21 protein-coding genes and 2 pseudogenes are annotated in these 17,987 nt (G+C 59.3%); 12 read left to right on the top strand and 11 right to left on the bottom strand.

Going from position 1 to position 17,987, the window contains the following annotated elements:
• Positions 1 to 55: 55 nt before the first annotated feature.
• From ligD to EN857_RS30925, 9 genes and pseudogenes are all read left to right on the top strand, one after another.
• The gene (gene ligD, locus EN857_RS30885) at positions 56 to 1,969 is read left to right on the top strand and encodes a DNA ligase D (protein ID WP_127391105.1); all 1,914 of its coding nucleotides are present in this window, start codon (positions 56 to 58) and stop codon (positions 1,967 to 1,969) included.
• 94 nt (positions 1,970 to 2,063) lie between these two features.
• Complete coding sequence (locus tag EN857_RS30890; protein WP_135859563.1) at positions 2,064 to 3,770, top strand: DNA polymerase/3'-5' exonuclease PolX; 1,707 nt, start codon at positions 2,064 to 2,066, stop codon at positions 3,768 to 3,770.
• A gap of 235 nt (positions 3,771 to 4,005) precedes the next feature.
• Positions 4,006 to 4,860: a PRC-barrel domain-containing protein gene (locus EN857_RS30895; RefSeq protein ID WP_127391096.1), complete on the top strand. Its 855-nt coding sequence runs from the start codon at positions 4,006 to 4,008 to the stop codon at positions 4,858 to 4,860.
• Positions 4,861 to 5,080: 220 nt separating this feature from the next.
• Positions 5,081 to 5,386: a hypothetical protein gene (locus EN857_RS30900; RefSeq protein ID WP_127391097.1), complete on the top strand. Its 306-nt coding sequence runs from the start codon at positions 5,081 to 5,083 to the stop codon at positions 5,384 to 5,386.
• Between the two features lie 433 nt (positions 5,387 to 5,819).
• Positions 5,820 to 6,314: pseudogene (locus EN857_RS30905) on the top strand (divalent metal cation transporter); the annotation flags it as partial.
• A 154-nt stretch (positions 6,315 to 6,468) separates the two neighbouring features.
• Positions 6,469 to 6,975, top strand: coding sequence for a ferritin-like domain-containing protein (locus EN857_RS30910; protein ID WP_127391099.1), 507 nt, complete (start codon positions 6,469 to 6,471; stop codon positions 6,973 to 6,975).
• Positions 6,976 to 6,998: 23 nt separating this feature from the next.
• Positions 6,999 to 8,552, top strand: a complete 1,554-nt coding sequence (locus tag EN857_RS30915) for an FAD-dependent oxidoreductase (protein WP_127391100.1) — start codon at positions 6,999 to 7,001, stop codon at positions 8,550 to 8,552.
• On the top strand, positions 8,552 to 9,157 hold the full coding sequence (locus tag EN857_RS30920; protein ID WP_135859566.1) for a cupin: 606 nt from the start codon (positions 8,552 to 8,554) through the stop codon (positions 9,155 to 9,157). The genes EN857_RS30915 and EN857_RS30920 overlap by 1 nt, the downstream gene beginning before the upstream one ends.
• Positions 9,158 to 9,278: 121 nt before the next feature.
• Complete coding sequence (locus EN857_RS30925) at positions 9,279 to 10,220, top strand: DUF72 domain-containing protein (RefSeq protein ID WP_127391101.1); 942 nt, start codon at positions 9,279 to 9,281, stop codon at positions 10,218 to 10,220.
• A gap of 37 nt (positions 10,221 to 10,257) precedes the next feature.
• Here the strand turns inward: EN857_RS30925 and EN857_RS30930 are convergent, their stop codons facing one another.
• From EN857_RS30930 to EN857_RS30940, 3 genes are all read right to left on the bottom strand, one after another.
• On the bottom strand, positions 10,258 to 10,473 hold the full coding sequence (locus tag EN857_RS30930) for a hypothetical protein (RefSeq protein ID WP_127391102.1): 216 nt from the start codon (positions 10,471 to 10,473) through the stop codon (positions 10,258 to 10,260).
• A gap of 58 nt (positions 10,474 to 10,531) precedes the next feature.
• Positions 10,532 to 12,160, bottom strand: a complete 1,629-nt coding sequence (gene groL / locus EN857_RS30935) for a chaperonin GroEL (protein WP_127283144.1) — start codon at positions 12,158 to 12,160, stop codon at positions 10,532 to 10,534.
• 62 nt (positions 12,161 to 12,222) lie between these two features.
• The gene (locus EN857_RS30940; protein ID WP_127283145.1) at positions 12,223 to 12,537 is read right to left on the bottom strand and encodes a co-chaperone GroES; all 315 of its coding nucleotides are present in this window, start codon (positions 12,535 to 12,537) and stop codon (positions 12,223 to 12,225) included.
• A gap of 336 nt (positions 12,538 to 12,873) precedes the next feature.
• On the opposite strand from EN857_RS30940, the gene EN857_RS30945 reads away from it, so the two are divergent.
• On the top strand, positions 12,874 to 13,215 hold the full coding sequence (locus tag EN857_RS30945) for a hypothetical protein (RefSeq protein ID WP_187331502.1): 342 nt from the start codon (positions 12,874 to 12,876) through the stop codon (positions 13,213 to 13,215).
• A gap of 23 nt (positions 13,216 to 13,238) precedes the next feature.
• Positions 13,239 to 13,517: an usg protein gene (locus EN857_RS30950; RefSeq protein ID WP_127391453.1), complete on the top strand. Its 279-nt coding sequence runs from the start codon at positions 13,239 to 13,241 to the stop codon at positions 13,515 to 13,517.
• On the opposite strand, the gene EN857_RS30955 is transcribed toward EN857_RS30950, so the two are convergent.
• From EN857_RS30955 to EN857_RS30985, 7 genes are all read right to left on the bottom strand, one after another.
• Positions 13,501 to 13,824 (bottom strand): DUF982 domain-containing protein, encoded by a 324-nt coding sequence (locus EN857_RS30955; protein WP_127391452.1) that lies wholly within the window; start codon positions 13,822 to 13,824, stop codon positions 13,501 to 13,503. The genes EN857_RS30950 and EN857_RS30955 overlap by 17 nt on opposite strands.
• Before the next feature lie 85 nt (positions 13,825 to 13,909).
• On the bottom strand, positions 13,910 to 14,089 hold the full coding sequence (locus tag EN857_RS30960; protein WP_127391451.1) for a hypothetical protein: 180 nt from the start codon (positions 14,087 to 14,089) through the stop codon (positions 13,910 to 13,912).
• Between the two features lie 335 nt (positions 14,090 to 14,424).
• Positions 14,425 to 14,736: a DUF982 domain-containing protein gene (locus tag EN857_RS30965; RefSeq protein WP_127391455.1), complete on the bottom strand. Its 312-nt coding sequence runs from the start codon at positions 14,734 to 14,736 to the stop codon at positions 14,425 to 14,427.
• Positions 14,737 to 15,173: 437 nt separating this feature from the next.
• Complete coding sequence (locus tag EN857_RS30970) at positions 15,174 to 15,680, bottom strand: Hsp20/alpha crystallin family protein (RefSeq protein WP_127391450.1); 507 nt, start codon at positions 15,678 to 15,680, stop codon at positions 15,174 to 15,176.
• Between the two features lie 95 nt (positions 15,681 to 15,775).
• Positions 15,776 to 16,252, bottom strand: coding sequence for an Hsp20 family protein (locus EN857_RS30975; protein ID WP_127310912.1), 477 nt, complete (start codon positions 16,250 to 16,252; stop codon positions 15,776 to 15,778).
• 302 nt (positions 16,253 to 16,554) lie between these two features.
• On the bottom strand, positions 16,555 to 16,842 hold the full coding sequence (locus EN857_RS30980; protein WP_245493252.1) for a DUF982 domain-containing protein: 288 nt from the start codon (positions 16,840 to 16,842) through the stop codon (positions 16,555 to 16,557).
• A gap of 18 nt (positions 16,843 to 16,860) precedes the next feature.
• Positions 16,861 to 17,166 (bottom strand): DUF982 domain-containing protein, encoded by a 306-nt coding sequence (locus EN857_RS30985; RefSeq protein ID WP_127391449.1) that lies wholly within the window; start codon positions 17,164 to 17,166, stop codon positions 16,861 to 16,863.
• 80 nt (positions 17,167 to 17,246) lie between these two features.
• On the opposite strand from EN857_RS30985, the gene EN857_RS34955 reads away from it, so the two are divergent.
• The gene (locus EN857_RS34955) at positions 17,247 to 17,399 is read left to right on the top strand and encodes a hypothetical protein (RefSeq protein ID WP_187331503.1); all 153 of its coding nucleotides are present in this window, start codon (positions 17,247 to 17,249) and stop codon (positions 17,397 to 17,399) included.
• Positions 17,400 to 17,666: 267 nt separating this feature from the next.
• Here the strand turns inward: EN857_RS34955 and EN857_RS35915 are convergent.
• Positions 17,667 to 17,973: pseudogene (locus EN857_RS35915) on the bottom strand (hypothetical protein); the annotation flags it as partial.
• Positions 17,974 to 17,987 lie beyond the last annotated feature (14 nt).

Here is a 17,987-nt window from a genome sequence, read left to right on the forward strand (position 1 = left end):
GCGAAACTAAAGAAGCAGTCGTGCGTTGGACGCGATTAAGCCATTTCTTCTTGGGATGGGGCGGGTGAGTGTGGTCAAGCCAACGTCGCGTAAAGCAAATCAGGGGTCAACCGCTCGTCAAGCGAAGTCGCCTACGAGTGACCCAGCCAATTCAGAACTGCCCACTTTTCGGCCTGTCCAGCTCGCAACGCTCGTGGACGTCGTCCCTGCCGGCGACCGCTGGCTCCACGAAATGAAATATGACGGCTATCGCATTCTAGTCGCCGTCGGCAGCGGGCAAGCGCGTGCTTACACGCGATCTGGCCTGGACTGGTCTCACCGTTTTCCTTCCATTCTTTTGGAAACCAGCAAGCTCAAGGTCGGGTCCGCCCTGATTGATGGCGAGGCCGTCGTTGTCGATGCAAACGGACGATCAAACTTCCAGGCCCTTCAAAACGCATTGAAGGGTGCGCCGTCGACCATCGACTTTTATGCCTTCGACCTCCTTCAACTCGACGGCGAAGATCTCACCAGGCGTCCTCTCCTTGATCGCAAGGAAAAGCTCCAGGCCATTTTGCCCGCGAAGAACCCTGTGCTTCGTTATTCCGATCATATCCTGGGTCGCGGAGAAGAGTTGCTCGAGCGCTTTTGCGCAGCTGGTCTCGAGGGGGTGGTTTCGAAGCTCGCCGATTCTCCTTATGTGGCGGCCCGCGGTGGAAACTGGCTCAAGATCAAGTGCATCAAGCGGCAGGAGTTTGTGATTGTCGGCTGGACGCCGTCCGACAAGGTCCGCGCGTTCCGGTCATTGATCCTTGGAGTGCATGACGGCGGCAAGCTGCGTTATGCGGGGAAAGTCGGCACTGGCTTCGACACAGCTGAGCTTTTCCGCCTCATGAAGATCATGGCACCACTCGAGCAGAAGGCCGCGACCGTCGAGGCGCCGCGAGCCGAAGTTCGCGGAGCACACTGGCTTCGACCCAAGTTGGTGGCGGAGATTGCCTTCACAGAGATGACCAACGAAGGAACGTTGAGACATCCGAGCTACCTTGGTCTGCGCGAAGACAAGAAGGCGGCCGCGGTCGTGCTGGAGACGGAACGTCGCACAGCCAAGCTGACCGCGGCGCCGGCGAACACCATCGCTATCAGCAACCGTGACCGCGTGATCTATCCGGAGTCCAATATTACCAAAGGCCAGCTTGCCGACCACTATGCGGCCGTCGCGGAGATCATGTTGCCTTGGGTCGGCAGTCGGCCGATCAGCCTTGTTCGGTGTCCCCAGGGCCGGGCCAAGAAGTGCTTTTTCCAGAAGCATGATGCCGGGAGCTTTGGCGACAAAGTCCACCATGTCGGCATCATGGAAAAGGACGGTCACGAGGAGCCATACCTTTATGTCGACGACGCCGATGGGCTGATGACCTGCGTCCAGATGGGAACGATCGAGCTGCATGGGTGGGGAGCACGGATAGAGGATGTCGAAAAGGCCGACCGCCTCGTCTTCGATCTCGACCCGGATGAGGGTCTCGATTTCGAAGCCGTCCGCGCCGCCGCTTTCCAGTTTCGTGATATTTTGAAATCGCTGGGCCTTACGACGTTCCCGATGCTGACGGGAGGCAAAGGAGTGCATGTGATCGCGCCGCTCACCCCACAGGCCGAATGGCCGCAAGTGAAAGACTTTGCGCATCGCCTCGCTCAAGCGGTCGCTCAAAGCGATCCCTCTCACTTCACGGCCGCGTTGTCGAAGGCCCGCCGCAAGGGTCGCATCTTTGTCGACTATTTGCGCAACCAGCGTGGGGCGACCGCGATCATGCCTTATAGCGCGAGGTCCCGACCTGGCGCTCCGGTCGCGGCGCCGATCACCTGGGCGGAGATGAAGACGATTGATGCGCCCTCGCATTTCCACGTCGGCGATGCTCCTGAACTGAAGAAACGCGCAGCTAGCAAATCTCTGGCGGGATGGGGTCGAGCCGACCAATCATTGCCGGATCTGTAGCCCCACTCCGCGAAAAGGCAGCAAGGCTGGACTAGGGGGCCTCACTGCCTTTGGCGTGATTGGAACCTGCGGAGATTGGCCCCGTTTGCCTTGAATGGCCAAAACCGATCCGCGGACAGTCGCCAGTCTGCTTAGGGAATACGCACATCGCACGTCGCTGCGCGGAGACAATCCCTATCGCACCAAGGCTTACTTGCGCGCGGCCGATAGTCTGGCTGCGTTGTCGCAGCCGCTTGATCGGATCATCGCCGCGGGCGCCCTCACCAGAATCCCGGGAATCGGGGACGCGATCGCGGACATTGTGCGCAAGCTCTATGAAATGGGTACACATCCACGCCTTGAGACGCTGCGCGAGGAGGTGCCGGCAGGTGTGATGGAGCTTTTTACAATACCTGGCCTGCGGCCTGACAAGATCCTGAAGCTCCATCAGGCGCTCGGTGTGAACTCGTTGGCCGAGCTCGAAGCCGCGGCAAAGGCAGATCGCATCCGGCCTGTCAAAGGCCTTGGTGCTTCGCTTCAGACAAAAATCCTGCAAAACCTGGCTATCGCTCGAAGCGGCGAAACACAGCTTCACCTGCACAAGGCCGCCGCACTCCTTGAGCATGCAATCCTATCGGTGAAGCAAGAGCATCCCGAATTTTCGCGTGTGGAAATCGCTGGTGATTTCCGGCGCGGTCGCGAACTTGTTGCCGACCTCGCGCTGGTCGCGCTGGGCAAGAAGCGGACCGCAATCGAGCAATCCACGCTCAGGCTTGTCGTCACGGACAAGAAGCACTTTGGCGCGAGCCTCCTCGAAGCTACGGGTTCGGCGGCCCATCTTGAGCAGTTGAAGACATACGCGGTCGCGAGAGGATTTGCCCTCAAACCCGACGGGCTCTACCGCGGGAGAAGGCTGATCGCATCAGCGACAGAGGAGGAAATCTACGGAGCGTTGGACCTGCAGTTCATCGAACCTGAACTGCGCGAAGGCAGGGACGAGATTGAGCGGGCAGCGCGGCGGCAACTCCCTACCCTCGTCCGGGATGAAGATCTGCATGGTATCCTGCATTCTCACACGACCGCATCCGATGGCACCGAAACGCTAGAGGCAATGGCTGAAGCGACGCGCAAGCGCGGGTTCGACTACTTTGGTGTCACCGACCATTCGCAGTCTGCCCACTACGCGGGCGGCCTCACACTGCAGGAGATTGCCGAGCAGCACCGTGAAGCGGATCGGCTGAACAAGAGGTATGGCGGAAAATTCCGTGTCCTAAAGGGCATCGAGGCAGACATCCTCGCCGACGGCTCATTGGATTATCCGGACCACGTCTTGAAGCAGTTCGATTTCGTTGTCGCGAGCGTGCACAGCCGCTTCAAGTTGCCGAAGAAAGAGCAGACGGACCGTATCATTGAGGCAATCGCGAACCCCCTGACGACAATCATCGGGCACATGACCGGTCGCCAATTGTTGCGTCGTCCCGGCTACGAGCTCGACGTCGACAAGGTCGTCAGAGCGTGCGCGAAATATGGTGTCGCTGTCGAAATCAACGCGCATCCCTGGCGTCTCGATCTCGACTGGCGCTGGCATCAGAAGGCCCTCGACTACGGCTGCATCTTCAGCATCAATCCGGACGCCCATTCAATCCGCGAACTCGACCACATGCATTGGGGCGTCGAAATGGCCCGCAAGGGAGGTGTCCCCAGAGACCGGGTTCTCAATGCGATGGGTTTGACGGCTCTGCTTGCGCATCTTTCAAAGCGCAAGTCCGCCCGCAACGGCGGCAACCGTCACTCGCCTGCGAAGAGCCCTAGAGCCGCGTAACGAGCGGCGGTCTAGCACGAGTCGCTGCCTGGAACGCGATCCGCGGCCGGGCTCCTTGCCGGAAACAGATCCGCGACCCTCACCCCCGACGTAGCATCAGGTTCTGCATGAGCCTTCAGTCTAAGCCGGTAGGACATGGACCCACTCCCGGAACGCAGGGCCTTTGTTTTCGTTGGTAGAAATGACGTTGGCAGATCCGACGGTCAATCAACCAAGGCAACAGGAGGAATTTCACATGGTCCGCAAGATACTGGCTACGGTGGCCACGGCTGCTCTCATGTCGACGGTGCTGTGCACCGCCGGTGCTTACGCCGCAAATACCGCCAAACCCGGTGCCCAGACGGAGGTCGTTGCTCCGGTCACGGATGGCAGGCTCGTTTCCAAGATCATGGGAGCCGCGGTCTACGACAGCACCGCAGATGACGCGACGAAGATCGGCGATGTTAATGACATCGTCCTCGACAAGAACGGGAACGCCAAACTCGTCGTCATTGGCGTCGGGGGTTTCCTCGGCGTGGGCGAAAAGAATGTCGCCTACGATTTCAACAAGCTTGAATGGATCAACAAGAACGGCGATCGCTGGCTGGTCGCAAAGACGACCAAAGATGAGCTTAATGCTCAGCCCAATTTCGATACGACGGCCTACGATCCTGCGGCAGCCTCGATGACCCAGCCGAGCAAAAGCACGGCGGACACTCAAGCGACAACTGCCAAAACCGATACGACTGCGACGGCCTCGATCGACAAGTCGAGCTTGACCGAAATGCCGTCAGACAAAATCAGCGCGGCAAATCTGATCGGAACCAACGTCTATGGCGCAGACGATGCGAAGGTCGGCGAGATCGGCGACGTGATCCTGACAGGCGACAAGAAGGTCGACTCGATAATTGTTGATGTAGGCGGCTTCCTGGGCATTGGCGAAAAGAAGGTCGCCGTCGGCATGGAGAACCTCAAGTTCTTGACCGACAAGAACGGCAATCGCTACCTCTATACGAACTTCACCAAGGACCAGCTGGAGGCGCAAACTGCCTACGACAAGGCCACTTACGCCCAAAACCGCGATAAGCAACGGATAATCATCAACAAGTAAAGAACTACCGAAGCGCTCGTCGTCCACGGCGGGCGCTTTGGTCATCCGGTGACAGAAGCGGGCCTTGAAATTAGCCGACGAGGTTCGTCATAGCTCTGCAGCGATCAGCGACCTCGTCCTGTCTGATGTCCCTCGCGTGTCGAAAGAGACGCGGTCAGAGGGGCTGGCCTGACCTCGCAGATCAGTCTCTCCTGATATCCGCAGCATAGCGGTGACTAAGATGTATCTCATCCAAATCCTGTTGCCACTATCAGACAACCAGGGTCAGCCGTACCCCCGAAGAGATTTCGACCGTCTGAAAGAGGAACTGGCGGCTCGCTTCGATGGCGTCACGGCCTATCTCCAGGCACCTGCGGAGGGTCTTTGGAACGACCGCGGAAAAACAGACAGTGACGATATCGTCGTCTTCGAGGTGATGACGCCAAGCATGGATGTTTCAGATTGGCGGCGCCGGCAGGGCGACCTGGAGCACCTCTTTCGGCAGGAAAATATTGTGGTCCGCTATTGGACGATAACACTCGTTTGAAGCTCAGGCTCGCTGGCCACTCCGGAACAAGACGGCATTCAGGTTGCGAGGCGAGAGGCCTGGTCGCACCTGGCGCCGACGCTCAATGTCATCGGCAAGACGCATGATCGGCATCATCCAGATCGCACTGCCATTGTATCAATGACGACCGGCGCCTCCACCGACACGGTCGTCTCCCACGATCATGGCAAGCGTTAACCGCCACACCAGGGTTGTCGTCAAGACCCACTCCATTTGGAACCGCCGCGTCTCCTCATCGTTGAACCAAAGGCTCCATAACTTCAAAGCGATAGTGGCACGTGACCAACAGCTCGACATTCATAAGCGTGCGGCTTGAGTTTTTTGAACCAAATTTCCAACCGATAGGGATCGGATCGATGCTGGCTGCAACAAATGCCGTGGCTGCCGCTCTTTGCATTGCACGGCCCAAGCAATGACCGATGTCAGCTCGGAAGTTGAGCGAGAGCAAAGCAACACGGTTGCCAAAGGGCCATTTCAACGTTTCCTGCGCATTATTGGCCCCGGCTTCATCACCGGCGCCTCGGATGACGACCCCTCAGGGATAGGCACGTATAGCCAGGCCGGAGCCCAACTCGGGTTCAACATCGGCTGGACCATGCTCTTTACCTTTCCTCTTATGGCGGCGATCCAGGAGATTGCGGCTCGGATAGGTCGCACCACGGGCAAAGGCATCTCGGGCAACCTTTCTCGCTATTACCCTGCCCCCCTGCTTTATCTTGTGGTCGTCCTGCTATTTTCCGCCAATGTGATCAACATTGGTGCCGACTTAAGCGCGATGGCTGATGCGCTCAACCTTCTGATCGGAGGGCCTAGCTCGGTCTATGTCCTGGGGTTTGCGCTGGTCAGCGTGGCGGCAATCGTGTTCCTCAAATACAGCCGCTACGTGAAAATCCTTAAATGGACCACGCAACGGCAGGAGACGGCTTTCGTTCCGGCGACTTCGCCACACCAGAGTCCCGAGGCGAAATTCATACCTGCGCGGTTGGCCGCGGCTGGCGACCGGAACTGGCGGTGACGCCACGCGTTCTCCAAAGATCTTTCGGCAATGGAGATTGGGCGCTATGGGCCTGTTTACGAAGGACATCAGGACGATGGACGATCTGTTCCTGCACGTTTTGCAGGACATCTACTATGCCGAAAAACAGATCCTGAAGGCGCTCCCCGATATGGTTGAAAAGGCCACCAACCGGGATTTGACGGCGGCTTTCAAAGCCCACCTCGCCGAGACGCAAAAGCACGTCCAACGGCTCGAGCAAGCCTTCGAGCTTATCGGTGAAAACCCGAAGGGAACGACCTGCCCGGCGATCGATGGCATCATCAAGGAAGCCAACGGGATCGCAGGCGAGGTTGCCGAGAAGAAAGTGCTCGACGCCGCCTTGATTGCCGCCGCGCAGGCCGTCGAGCATTATGAGATTACCCGCTACGGAACTCTGATTGCGTGGGCGCAGCAGAGCGGCAACGAAGCCGTCGTCCGCCTTCTCACTGCGACCCTCAACGAGGAAAAGGCGGCTGACAAGAAACTCACTACCATCGCCGAACGGAAAGTCAACGAGAAGGCGTCGAGTTGATCGATGCGCTCGGGGACGCTTGCATGAACGCGCGCGCTGAACTCACCCGATCCCTCTGGATGAAGGTCGCCGTCTATCCCGATGCGCCGAAATTCTCGGGCAAGAAGAGCTGTGACACAGTCATCATAGGGGCCGGGATCGCCGGACTGTCGATCGCTCACGAACTGGCCAACATCGGCCAGAAGGTCATCGTCATCGATCGCGGAACGATCGCCGGCGGTATGACATCGCGAACCACGGCGCATCTGGCGCCGATCTGTGACGATGGGCTCAGCGCGTTGATCAACCTGCGGGGTGAAGACGTTGCAAGGCTGTTCCAGCAAAGTCAGGAGGCCGCGGTCGCCCGCATCGAGGAAAACGTCTCGGAGTTACGGATCGACTGCAATTTTCGCAGGTTGGACGCGTTTCTGTTTCCGGCGATGGGTATCGACCCCAAGGACGCCCGCGATCGACGCCAGCAAGAATTCGATGCGGCACGAAAGGTCGGGGCCGCTGTCGAACTGGTAACTGGCTTGCCGCTCAAGGGCTTCGAGGAGGCGCCGGTCCTGTGCTACCCCAACCAGGCGACTTTCCATCCGTTGAGATATCTGCGTGGGCTTGCGGGATCGATCCGCGAAAGCGGCTCCCTCATTTTCGCCGACAGCGCCGCGACCTCCGTCGAGGAACTGCCCGAGGACGGCGTGCGCGTCTCCACCGAGAACGGCGGCGTGATTGAAGCGGGATCGGCCGTCGTCGCCACGAACTCGCCGATCAACGATCGCTTTCAGCTGCACACCAAGATGTCGCCCTACCGGACCTACGCGATTGCTTTCACATTGCCGAAGGGTGCGCTCCCCGATGCGTTGTTCTGGGACACGGGCGATCCTTACCACTACGTCCGAATGAATCCCGGTCCCGGCTCGGTTGACTATCTGATCGCAGGCGGAGCCGACCACAAATCCGGCGAATCCGACGACGGCGACATTCGTTTCGAGGCAATCGAGGCCTGGATAAGAGCGCTCGTGCCAAGCTTGGGCAAAGAGGTCACGCGCTGGTCGGGGCAGGTTCTGGACACCATCGACTATTGCGCCTTCATCGGCCTCAATCCCGGCAGCAAGTCGGTCTATGTCGTCACCGGCGATTCCGGCCAAGGAATAACGCATGGCGCGCTGTCCGGCTTGCTGGTGAAGGATATGATTTCGGGCAAGGAGAACCCGTGGGCCGAGGTCTACGACCCGTCGCGCAACACGCCCTCCGGCGTGATCAACTATGTTCGTGAAAACCTGTCCGCGGTCAAAAATCTCGCCGGCTATTTGCTTCCGGGTGACTTGAAGTCACTGGCCGAGCTTGCGCCTGGCCAAGGCGGCGTCCTGCGGGACGGACTGCGCAAGATCGCAGCCTGCCGCGATATGGCTGGAAAGCTCTATCTGAATTCCGCCGTCTGCACGCATTCTGGATGCGAAGTGGCCTGGAATTCCACCGAGCAGTGCTGGGACTGCTGCTGTCATGGCTCCCATTTTGCTCCCGACGGCATCGTGCTCAACGGGCCGGCCGTTGGTCGTCTCAACCCCGTGGACGCACCGGCGGGAGGAACATGATGCCCATACTTGAGCGCGGCAAAACACTCGTCGAGAAGATCACCGGCTGGCAACGACCCTCAAGCGACGAGCTCGGTCGGCTGGTGCGCCAGCGCAAGGCCAATGCATTCCGCTTCGAGGACGACGGCATCATCCCCAATCATCCCCACTGGCCGTTGGTCGTCTATCGCGGCGTCGTGAAACTGCCTGCCGAATTCGATCCGGCCGCAATCTTCGAGGAGCTCTTCGAGCGCAACAACTGGAAGGGGTCCTGGCGAAACGGCATCTACGATTATGCGCATTACCATTCCCGCATACATGAGGTTCTTGGCGTCGCTCGCGGATCGGCAAAGGTGCAGTTCGGAGGCAAGCATGGCCGCACGCTCACCATCAAGGCGGCAGACGTCGCTATTTTGCCAGCAGGCACTGGTCACCAGTGCCTCGCGGCGAGCAAAGACTTTCTCGTGGTTGGCGCCTACCCGCCCAACGGCACATACGATGAATGTTCTAGGAGCGAGGACCATGCCCACGCCGTCAAGACCATTTTCAAGGTCGCTAAACCACGACAGGATCCCGTCTACGGTGGCAGCGGTGCGCTTTTCGACATTTGGAAAGCATTTCGGTAAGCGCTGAGCGCTTCCGCCCATTTCCTCTGGATGCCTCGATGGCGGGCGGACAAAGGACCGCGCCAATGCACTTCGCCTAAGGAGCAACTGGCTCTGATCGCCGTTAAGACGGACAGAGATTATGGACATCAACGTTCCCAGGAAAGACACAGGCCTTGACGAGCGACGTAAGCGCCGCAGGCTGCGCCGCGAAAAGCAGCGCGCAGAGAACGTGGGGCGCGCGGAAAAAATGCACCTCGCACGGCTGGCGGGCAAAGGGCCCGGCCGCCATTCGACCGAGTTGGCAAACTCCGCCTATGTCGGCTGCTCCGGATGGTTCTACTGGAAATGGCGCGGAAAGTTCTATCCGGCTGAGATGCCAACCTCCGAATGGTTCACTCATTATGCGCAGCAGTTCGACACCGTCGAAATAAACGCATCCTTCTATTCCTGGCCGACCGTCGCGAATGTGAAAACCTGGCTTCGTCAGCCCGGAACGCGCGCGTTCGTTTACACCATAAAAGTCTGTGAGCTGATCACGCACGTCAAGAGATTCGAGGATACCGAAACCCTGGTAAAAGATTTTGGACTGATAGGCGATATCCTTGGCAAGCGGATGGGCTGCTTTCTCTTCCAGTTTCCGCCAAGCTATCGCTTCACCGAGGAGAGGCTCCGCGCCATTCTGAGCCAGCTCGACCACACGCGACGCAACGTTGTGGAATTTCGTCATGCCAGCTGGTGGAACGAGACCGCCTATTCCGCCTTCCGCGAGAGCGGCACGATATTCTGTTCCTGCAGCGGTCCACGGCTTCCGGACGTTCTGGTTCGCACAGCCAACGATATTTACCTCCGAATGCACGGTCCGGAGCGCTGGTACAGGCACGACTATTCCGAAGGCGAGTTAGCCGAATGGGCCGAGAGGATCAAGAACAGCGGCGCGCGGAGAGCCTGGGTTTATTTCAACAACGACTATGAAAGCTTTGCGCCCTGCAACGCTTTGACCATGCGCCGGCTGCTCGATCAAACAGGCTTCGATCAAGCTCCGTCCGAAGTGGATGTTCCCGTGGCGGCTCCCTCATCATAGTATGAAATCCGCGTCCGATGAATCCGCCAACAAAGCGCTAGCTTCTGGGGCTCGGCATGGTGTCCGAAAGTTTGCGAGCGGCCAGAAACATTATCGTGTACGCGGCTTTTCGCCGGTCCCACCCCGCAGCGGCGGTTCTGTCGAGCAAATCGTCTAGAACCGGGTCGAGCGCGACCTTCAGTTCCGCTTCGTAGTTCAGATCGGTGGCCGCGTGTGACGGCGGCGGAATCACGTTGAAGTTCGTCACGTTCATGGCTTTATCCATTTGTCAGGTGCCCGCGCCTCATGGGCGCGGACACCGCCGTTTCTCGTCAGAAATCCATGCCGCCACTCGGCATAGCCGGCACCGCGGGTTCCTTCTTCGGCTTCTCGGCAACCATCGCTTCCGTCGTCACCAACAGGCCGGCAACCGATGCCGCATCCTGAAGTGCGGTCCGCACTACTTTCACCGGATCGATGACGCCCTCGTTGTAGAGGTCGCCAAACGCGTTGGTCTGTGCGTTCCAGCCCCAGCCGAATTCCGGCCTCTCGCGTAGCTTGCCTACGATGATCGATCCTTCCGCGCCGGCATTCTCGGCGATCTGTCGCACGGGCGCTTCGATCGCCCGGCGCACGATCTCGATACCGTGCTTCTGGTCCTCATTCTCGGCCTGAACCCTGTCCAGTGCCTTGGCCGCACGCAGAAGCGCTACGCCGCCACCCGGTAATACGCCTTCCTCGACCGCAGCGCGCGTCGCATGCATGGCATCGTCTACGCGGTCCTTGCGCTCCTTGACCTCGACCTCGGTCGAGCCGCCGACCCGGATGACGGCGACACCGCCGGCGAGCTTGGCTAGCCGCTCCTGCAGCTTTTCCTTATCGTAATTGGAGGTCGTCTCCTCAATCTGCGCCTTGATCTGGCTAGCGCGGCTCTGGATTTCGCTCTTCGAGCCGGCCCCGTCGACGATGGTGGTGTTCTCCTTTTCGATCACCACCTTCTTGGCGCGGCCGAGCATCGCCAGCGTGACATTCTCAAGCTTGATGCCAAGATCTTCCGAGATCGCGGTCCCGCCGGTGAGGATGGCAATATCCTCCAGCATCGCCTTGCGACGATCCCCAAAGCCGGGCGCCTTGACGGCAGCGACCTTCAGGCCACCGCGCAGCTTGTTGACGACCAGTGTCGCCAACGCTTCGCCCTCCACATCCTCGGCAATGATCAGCAGCGGCTTGGATGACTGAACGACAGCCTCCAGCACCGGGAGCAGTGCCTGCAGATTAGACAGCTTCTTTTCGTGGATAAGCACATAGGGCTCTTCCAACTCGACACGCATCTTGTCCTGGTTGGTGATAAAATACGGGCTGAGATAGCCACGGTCGAACTGCATGCCTTCGACGACTTCGAGTTCGGTCTCGGCGGTCTTGGCTTCCTCGACCGTGATGACGCCCTCATTGCCGACCTTTTGCATGGCTTCCGCAAGGAAGCGGCCGATCTCGGCGTCGCCATTAGCCGATATCGTACCAACCTGGGCGATCTCGTCATTTTTGGTGATCTTGCGGGCATTGGTCTTCAGCTCAACCACGATGGCTTCGACGGCCTTGTCGATGCCGCGCTTCAGGTCCATCGGGTTCATGCCCGATGCAACCGCCTTGGCGCCTTCGCGAACGATCGCCTGGGCAAGCACGGTCGCGGTGGTGGTGCCGTCGCCGGCGATGTCGTTGGTTTTCGAGGCAACCTCGCGGACCATCTGCGCGCCCATGTTCTCGAACTTGTCCTCAAGCTCGATTTCCTTGGCGACGGTGACGCCGTCCTTAGTGATGCGCGGGGCGCCGAACGACTTGTCGATGACGACGTTGCGGCCCTTGGGGCCGAGGGTCACCTTCACCGCGTCCGCGAGGATGTTGACGCCGCGCAGCAAGCGCTCGCGGGCATCGGAATGAAATTTGACTTCCTTGGCAGCCATTGGATCACTCCTTGTCTGGGCAGTTTTCATTGACTTGATTGAGGGTTCTATCGAAGCCCCGGTCAGGCGGCCTTCTTGACCGCCGCAGCATTCTCGATCACGCCCATCACGTCGCTTTCCTTCATGATGAGCAGGTCCTCGCCGTTGAGCTTGATTTCAGTGCCGGACCACTTGCCGAACAGAATGCGATCGCCCGCCTTGACGTCGAGAGGCGTGAGCTTGCCGCTCTCATCTCGCGAACCAGGTCCGATGGCGATGACCTCGCCCTCCTGCGGCTTCTCCTTGGCGGTGTCGGGGATGATGATGCCACCGGCCGTTTTCTCATCGGCCTCGATGCGGCGGACCAGGATACGGTCATGCAATGGACGGAACGCCATATCGTTCTCCTTCTGGACAAACAGATTTTTGAGGTTCTTCCACACCGGACCGGCAATATCGGATCGGTGCGGGGTGCGGCGACCCCTCGCGGGCATCGCGCGCATATCGAGCTAGTTCTGCGACTTTTCGGTTTCAAGAGGTTCGGCAGAATTTTTTTTCACTCGCACCAATCGAGTGCTAGTGCCATGAAAACATGTGGCTAATTTGGATTACAGCCGTGCATTCCCGCTTGAATTTTCCCGACGAAGGAACAAGATAGTCCGAGCCTTCGCCGCCGGCGATGGCCTCAAAACAGGAGTCTGACAAAGGAGCTTTTGGAAAGACGGAGGATCACGATGGACCGACACAATCCCAAGCCGATCATTCCTTCTCTTGTTCCCGAAACATCCGACCTCGCGCTCGACCGTTTGTTGTCGCCGGCGCGCCATTTCACCCATCCAGACGACGTCCTTAAGGAGGATACGCTCGACATTCAGGAGAAGCGGGCGATCCTCTCGTCCTGGGGCTCGGATGCCTGCGCGGTGGAATCCGTTCCGACGCTGCGCCGACCGCCGGGAGCCGAGCAGACGATCACCTTCGATCAGATCATGGATGCCCTATGCCGGTTGGACGACGCAAACCGCCCGATCCCGGCTGAGAGTGGCCACAGGCACATGTCTGACCGCCTGGACGCCTGATGTCGTAAGTCAAGGAGACGCATATGGTCACTGCGGTCAGCAGGGAATTCCTCCTGCAGATGGAAGGCTACGGCCTGACCACGGCCGAAATCCACTACCATTTTCCTGACCACCCGAGCCTGCTTCAGCTCTATGTCTGGCAGGAATACGATCTTGCGCCGAACTTCCCGGAGCTGAAAGGCTTTCTCGACTATTGGGAAAGCGAGCTGGACGGCGCGCTGCACTCCGTGCGCGTTGCCCACCACCGGCTGATCAAGCCGTCGGGATGGCGCGCCGTCGACGGGGTCATTGCCATCCAATGAAGCTCATCTCGGGCCGCAGGGCGCCGATCATCCGTGGTTGGCTTGACTTGCGAGGAGCGCGCGCTGCCGGCAGAACCAACCCAGCCCGCCTTGCCGCCCTGAGGAAGGCCTTGTGCGCATCGCGGGCGCTGCGCCATCCGTCCAGCGCGTCGCGGCAGGCGCGCGCGGCAGCACGCCAACTCCCTCCGCGCGCCCAATGGGGCCACTGCTGGTCCAGGCATTCTAGTGCCTCTAAACTGCTGGCGACCCTGCGCGAGGAGAGGGAAAATCCCAGGGTAACAGGTTCGGGAAAACGAACGTCATTCATCACTTCCTCCGTTTTTCACGTCTTTTGCCAGCAAGTAATCGTCCTGCTCGGGGCGCCAAGAGGAGCTCTTGCCGCACCGGAGCGCTCAATCGTCCTCGTCGGCATCAAGGAGGTCGATCAGTTGGGCAACGCGCGTGCCCGGCAGCGGCCGTCCTTCGCCCATCAGCGCCTCGTCGCGTTGAACGCCGGTGGACAGGATATCGGCGATGAGCGTTTCGTCCATCGGCCCAAGGACCGAGACAAGGTCCTCACGTGTCATTATCATCGTTTCCTCCGTCCATGTCCGGAAACGGACGCCACCACGGGCTTCTCGATGACAACCTCGACGCCATCCGGGTCAAGGGCGTAGGGCTAGCAGCTACAGGGCATCGCATCCATGGGCTGGTCGCCCGGTCCCGATCCGCATCGGCAGGAAGCCTATCTGGCGGGGTCAATTTCTTCCTTGCCAACTCGCATCCCCAGCCAACGCTCCAAGGACTGGCGGTTCGTCGTGGTTTTAGATGATCAGAGAGATCAGAGGCCATGTCGCTCTCCGCTTGTACTGATCCTTTTCGCGATCGACCGGATGCTGCGGCGGTACGGAGACCGCCGCTGCGAATTTCAGGCATCAGTTTCCACAGAGTGGTCCGCGCCGATCTTCGGCCCTGTCATCCATGACGGCGCCACGGGGACATCCTCGATAACCCCGACCCTGCGAGCCCAAGTCGTAAAGGTTTTGTGTGCCGCCTCGAGAGACTTCCCGCCGTCGTAAGCGGAACAGCACGTTTCAGATGCCGCCGCGTGAAGAAGGCCACGTCTTTCGACCGGCCATTCCTCAAGGAACTCTATGGCATCCATAACACAGTCGATCCTTCGGAGAACGAAGCCGTCGTCCCTCACAAAAATCGGCTGCTTGAACGTTCCACTTTCCATAGCAACCTCCTTCTGGCCGTGGAGCGCATACGAGACCCCATTCAGCGGGAATAGCCGTGCAAGGGACACGCACAATTTCCACAGTGACGCGATGGGGTCACAGAAAAAATATTGGAAGTGCCTCTTGTGAGTTCAAGAGATTGGCACACCGGGTTTCCACCCTTCCGCGGCGGTTTGACTGGCTTCCGATTCAATGACCCTCCGTCCGAAGAAATCCGCAGTGCCGGCTAGCCGCGCCCCCAATTCATTTTCCTTTGGCTCGCAGCTTGCCACCCTGAACCGAGGGTGGGAGGATCTGGTCTGGGCTTCCTGTCACGAAGACAACGACCATGCCCTTGCCGCGTGACAGTTCCGATGCGATCTGCGTGGCGTTCTGCAATCCCTCCCCGATTGGCGAAGGACGGCGGCAGCTCAATCCGCCGCCGCCCCCAACTGCCTCAGTGCTTGATTTCGATGCGCTTGGCCTGGGACTGCGCTTTCGCGGTCTTCGGCAGCGTGACCGTCAGCACACCGTTCTTGAAGCGGGCGTCTATCTTGTCCTGCTCGACCTCGTAACCGAGGCGGATACGGCGCTCGAAGCGGCCGTAGTAGCGCTCCGAGAACTGCCTGTCCTTATCTTCCATCTCCGAGCGCTTCTCGCCCTTCAGCGTCAGCACGCCATCGTCGAGCAGGACCTCGATGTCCTTCTCCTCCAGACCGGGTACTTCGGCGGTCACCTTGACCGCCTTCTCGCCGTCGGAAATCTCGACGCTCGGCCAGCCGCCGCCGAAGGAAGAAGCCCTAAAGGCCGGCAGGCTGGAATCAAAGCCACGGAACACGTCGTCGAACAATCGATTCACTTCGCGATGCAAGGACAGGAATGGATCGCGATCATTGTCTCGAAAGACGCTCGGAAGCTGGTCGCCATTGCCACGGCTCCACGGAATAAGATCACGGACACTCATATGTCGTCTCCTTCTGTTCGGTCATGGATTACAAGACTTTCCGGCGCGCCGGGCCCATCGTCCGGCGCCTTGTCCAGTCGGTCAACCGGACAGCGTCAGGCAGCCTGGGTGTCGGCCTCGATCTGCCTCGCCTCGGCTTTCGGCTTTGCCTTGACGCTACCGATTTCGATGCGGCGCGGCTTCATCTCTTCAGGAATCTCGCGCTTGAGATCGATCGTCAGCAGACCGTTCACGAGGCTGGCGTTCACGACCTTGACATGGTCAGCCAGTTCGAACCGTCTACGGAAGGCCCTTTCGGCAATGCCGTGGTGCAGGTATTCGGCATTGTCTTCCGCGGGCTTCTGGCCGGACACCATGAGCATGTTGTGCTCCTGGGTGATGTCCAGCTCATCCTGCGAGAAGCCGGCCACCGCCATGGTGATGCGGTAGTCGTCCTCCCCTTTTTTGGCGATATCGTAGGGAGGCCAGTTGTCGACTGTCTCCACACGGCTCGCGGCTTCGAGCGCGTTCAACATTCGGTCGAAGCCGATGCCCGACCGGAACAGGGGGGTGAAGTCGAAAGTGTTTCTCATAGCCACATCCTCCTTTGAGCAACATGGGTACAAGCTTGCTGTCGGACGCTTTCTTGCATCCGTCCGACAGGCCGGTCCCGAAATGGGCCTCCGGCATTTTACGATTTAGTTAGGCGATTTCGCCATTCAAGGCCTGAAAAGGCAGTCTGCCAGCTTAGTCCGGTCGGGAAGGTCCTGGCTGGAATGCCAAGGCGGAGAGGTATCGATCTTCAAGACTATGCAGCGCCACAGTTTGCGGCGCATTGCGGCTGGTGACCTCGGGGCGACGGCCGAATGGCCGTCGCCCCGAGGTCGATTGCTGATCAGACGTGCAACGGTTTCGCCGTGTTTTTGACTGGCGTCATCGTTCCGTCTTCCACCAGGATGTCCTTCTTCCTAGCGAACCGCACGAGAATGCCGCGCGCGGTCTCTGCGTCGATGTCGCCGGCCAGCGCGGCTTTGCAGGCGCGGATCGCCGCCTTTTGCTCCGGACTGTTGCCACACCAATCCGTGACGAACTGGTACGCATCGACAACGGAGTTCAATTGCCGCGGAAAACCAAGCCCGACCCAAACGCGAACGGGCTTTTCGAAAGGCTGGGAAAGCATCATTTCCTCCCTCCGAAACAGTCAGGCGGCAATGCCGCCGGTCTGGCCCATCTTCGCGCCGGCCATCCAGGGCATCGCCGTTGTAACATCCTCGAGGATTTTCACCGACCGGGCAAAGCCGGCGAACGCGTCGCGGGCGACTTTCAAGGGCACGCTGCCGTCGAAGGCGCGGCAGCATGCCCGCTTCGCAGTCTCATAGATCACGCCGCGCCGGTGCAAAGGCCATTCATCGAGGAAATCGAAGGCATCCTCAAGGCAGGCTATTTCCTGAATGAGACCTTCCGCGGCCCTCACGAACAAAGGGCTTTCGAATGTTCTCTCGCTCATAGAAACCTCCAATTCTTTGAACGATTTCGGGTTGTTGACGATGGTCGCCCCAACGAACGGCGGCGACCTGCGAAAAATATGTGAAGGTCGATTTCCAGCGTCAAGACCGGATGATCACCGTCGCAAAAATTTCTGGGAACCTAGCTCTCGATAATGGCGCAAGCGAGTTCGCGGGGGTCTTCGTCGAGCGTGCCGATGAGCGCCGACGACTCGCCAAGCGCATCTGCCGGTAGGTAGTCCATTCCATTAACGAAAGAGCCAAGAACAAATGCCTGGCCTCCAGCCCGCGTTCCACACCGCGACTTTCGAATCACAAAAGGCCAACATTGGCCTGCCCATTCCGTCAGTTCCGTTGATCAATAGTAATGGCTGGAATGGGGCCGAGATCGGAACGTCCGCTTTCGGGATGATTGGGCTAGAAAGCCAACCTTTTCACACCGCCATCGTAGCGCCGATCGCTTTGGGCCCCGGCGGACGTTCGGATACTTGCAAGACTACTCTCACTCCGGAACTCGCCGTCTCATCGCATTGGGCGGTGCGAAGAAGCAGTTCATATACTCCTCACTTGGATGCAGGCAGATATGAAAAATTGTGGTCACCGGACGGCAGCGCCTCCCTATACGGAATCTGAAACAAATGCTGTCGGGTCACTAGGTGGTGGTCGCCAGGAAGTAGTGTAACGGAAAAGCCACTCGGTCCAGTCTTCACCGATGCGCCCGGGATGCGCTCGCAATCGCCTCCCAGGTCATCTCCCTTGCATCAAGCTGGCGGATAAGGCCAGCCGCGTACCGCATCATGCGCGCCCGCGCTTCCGCCCGAAT

It is taken from the genome of Mesorhizobium sp. M4B.F.Ca.ET.214.01.1.1 (assembly GCF_004791545.1).
Classification (GTDB): domain Bacteria; phylum Pseudomonadota; class Alphaproteobacteria; order Rhizobiales; family Rhizobiaceae; genus Mesorhizobium; species Mesorhizobium abyssinicae.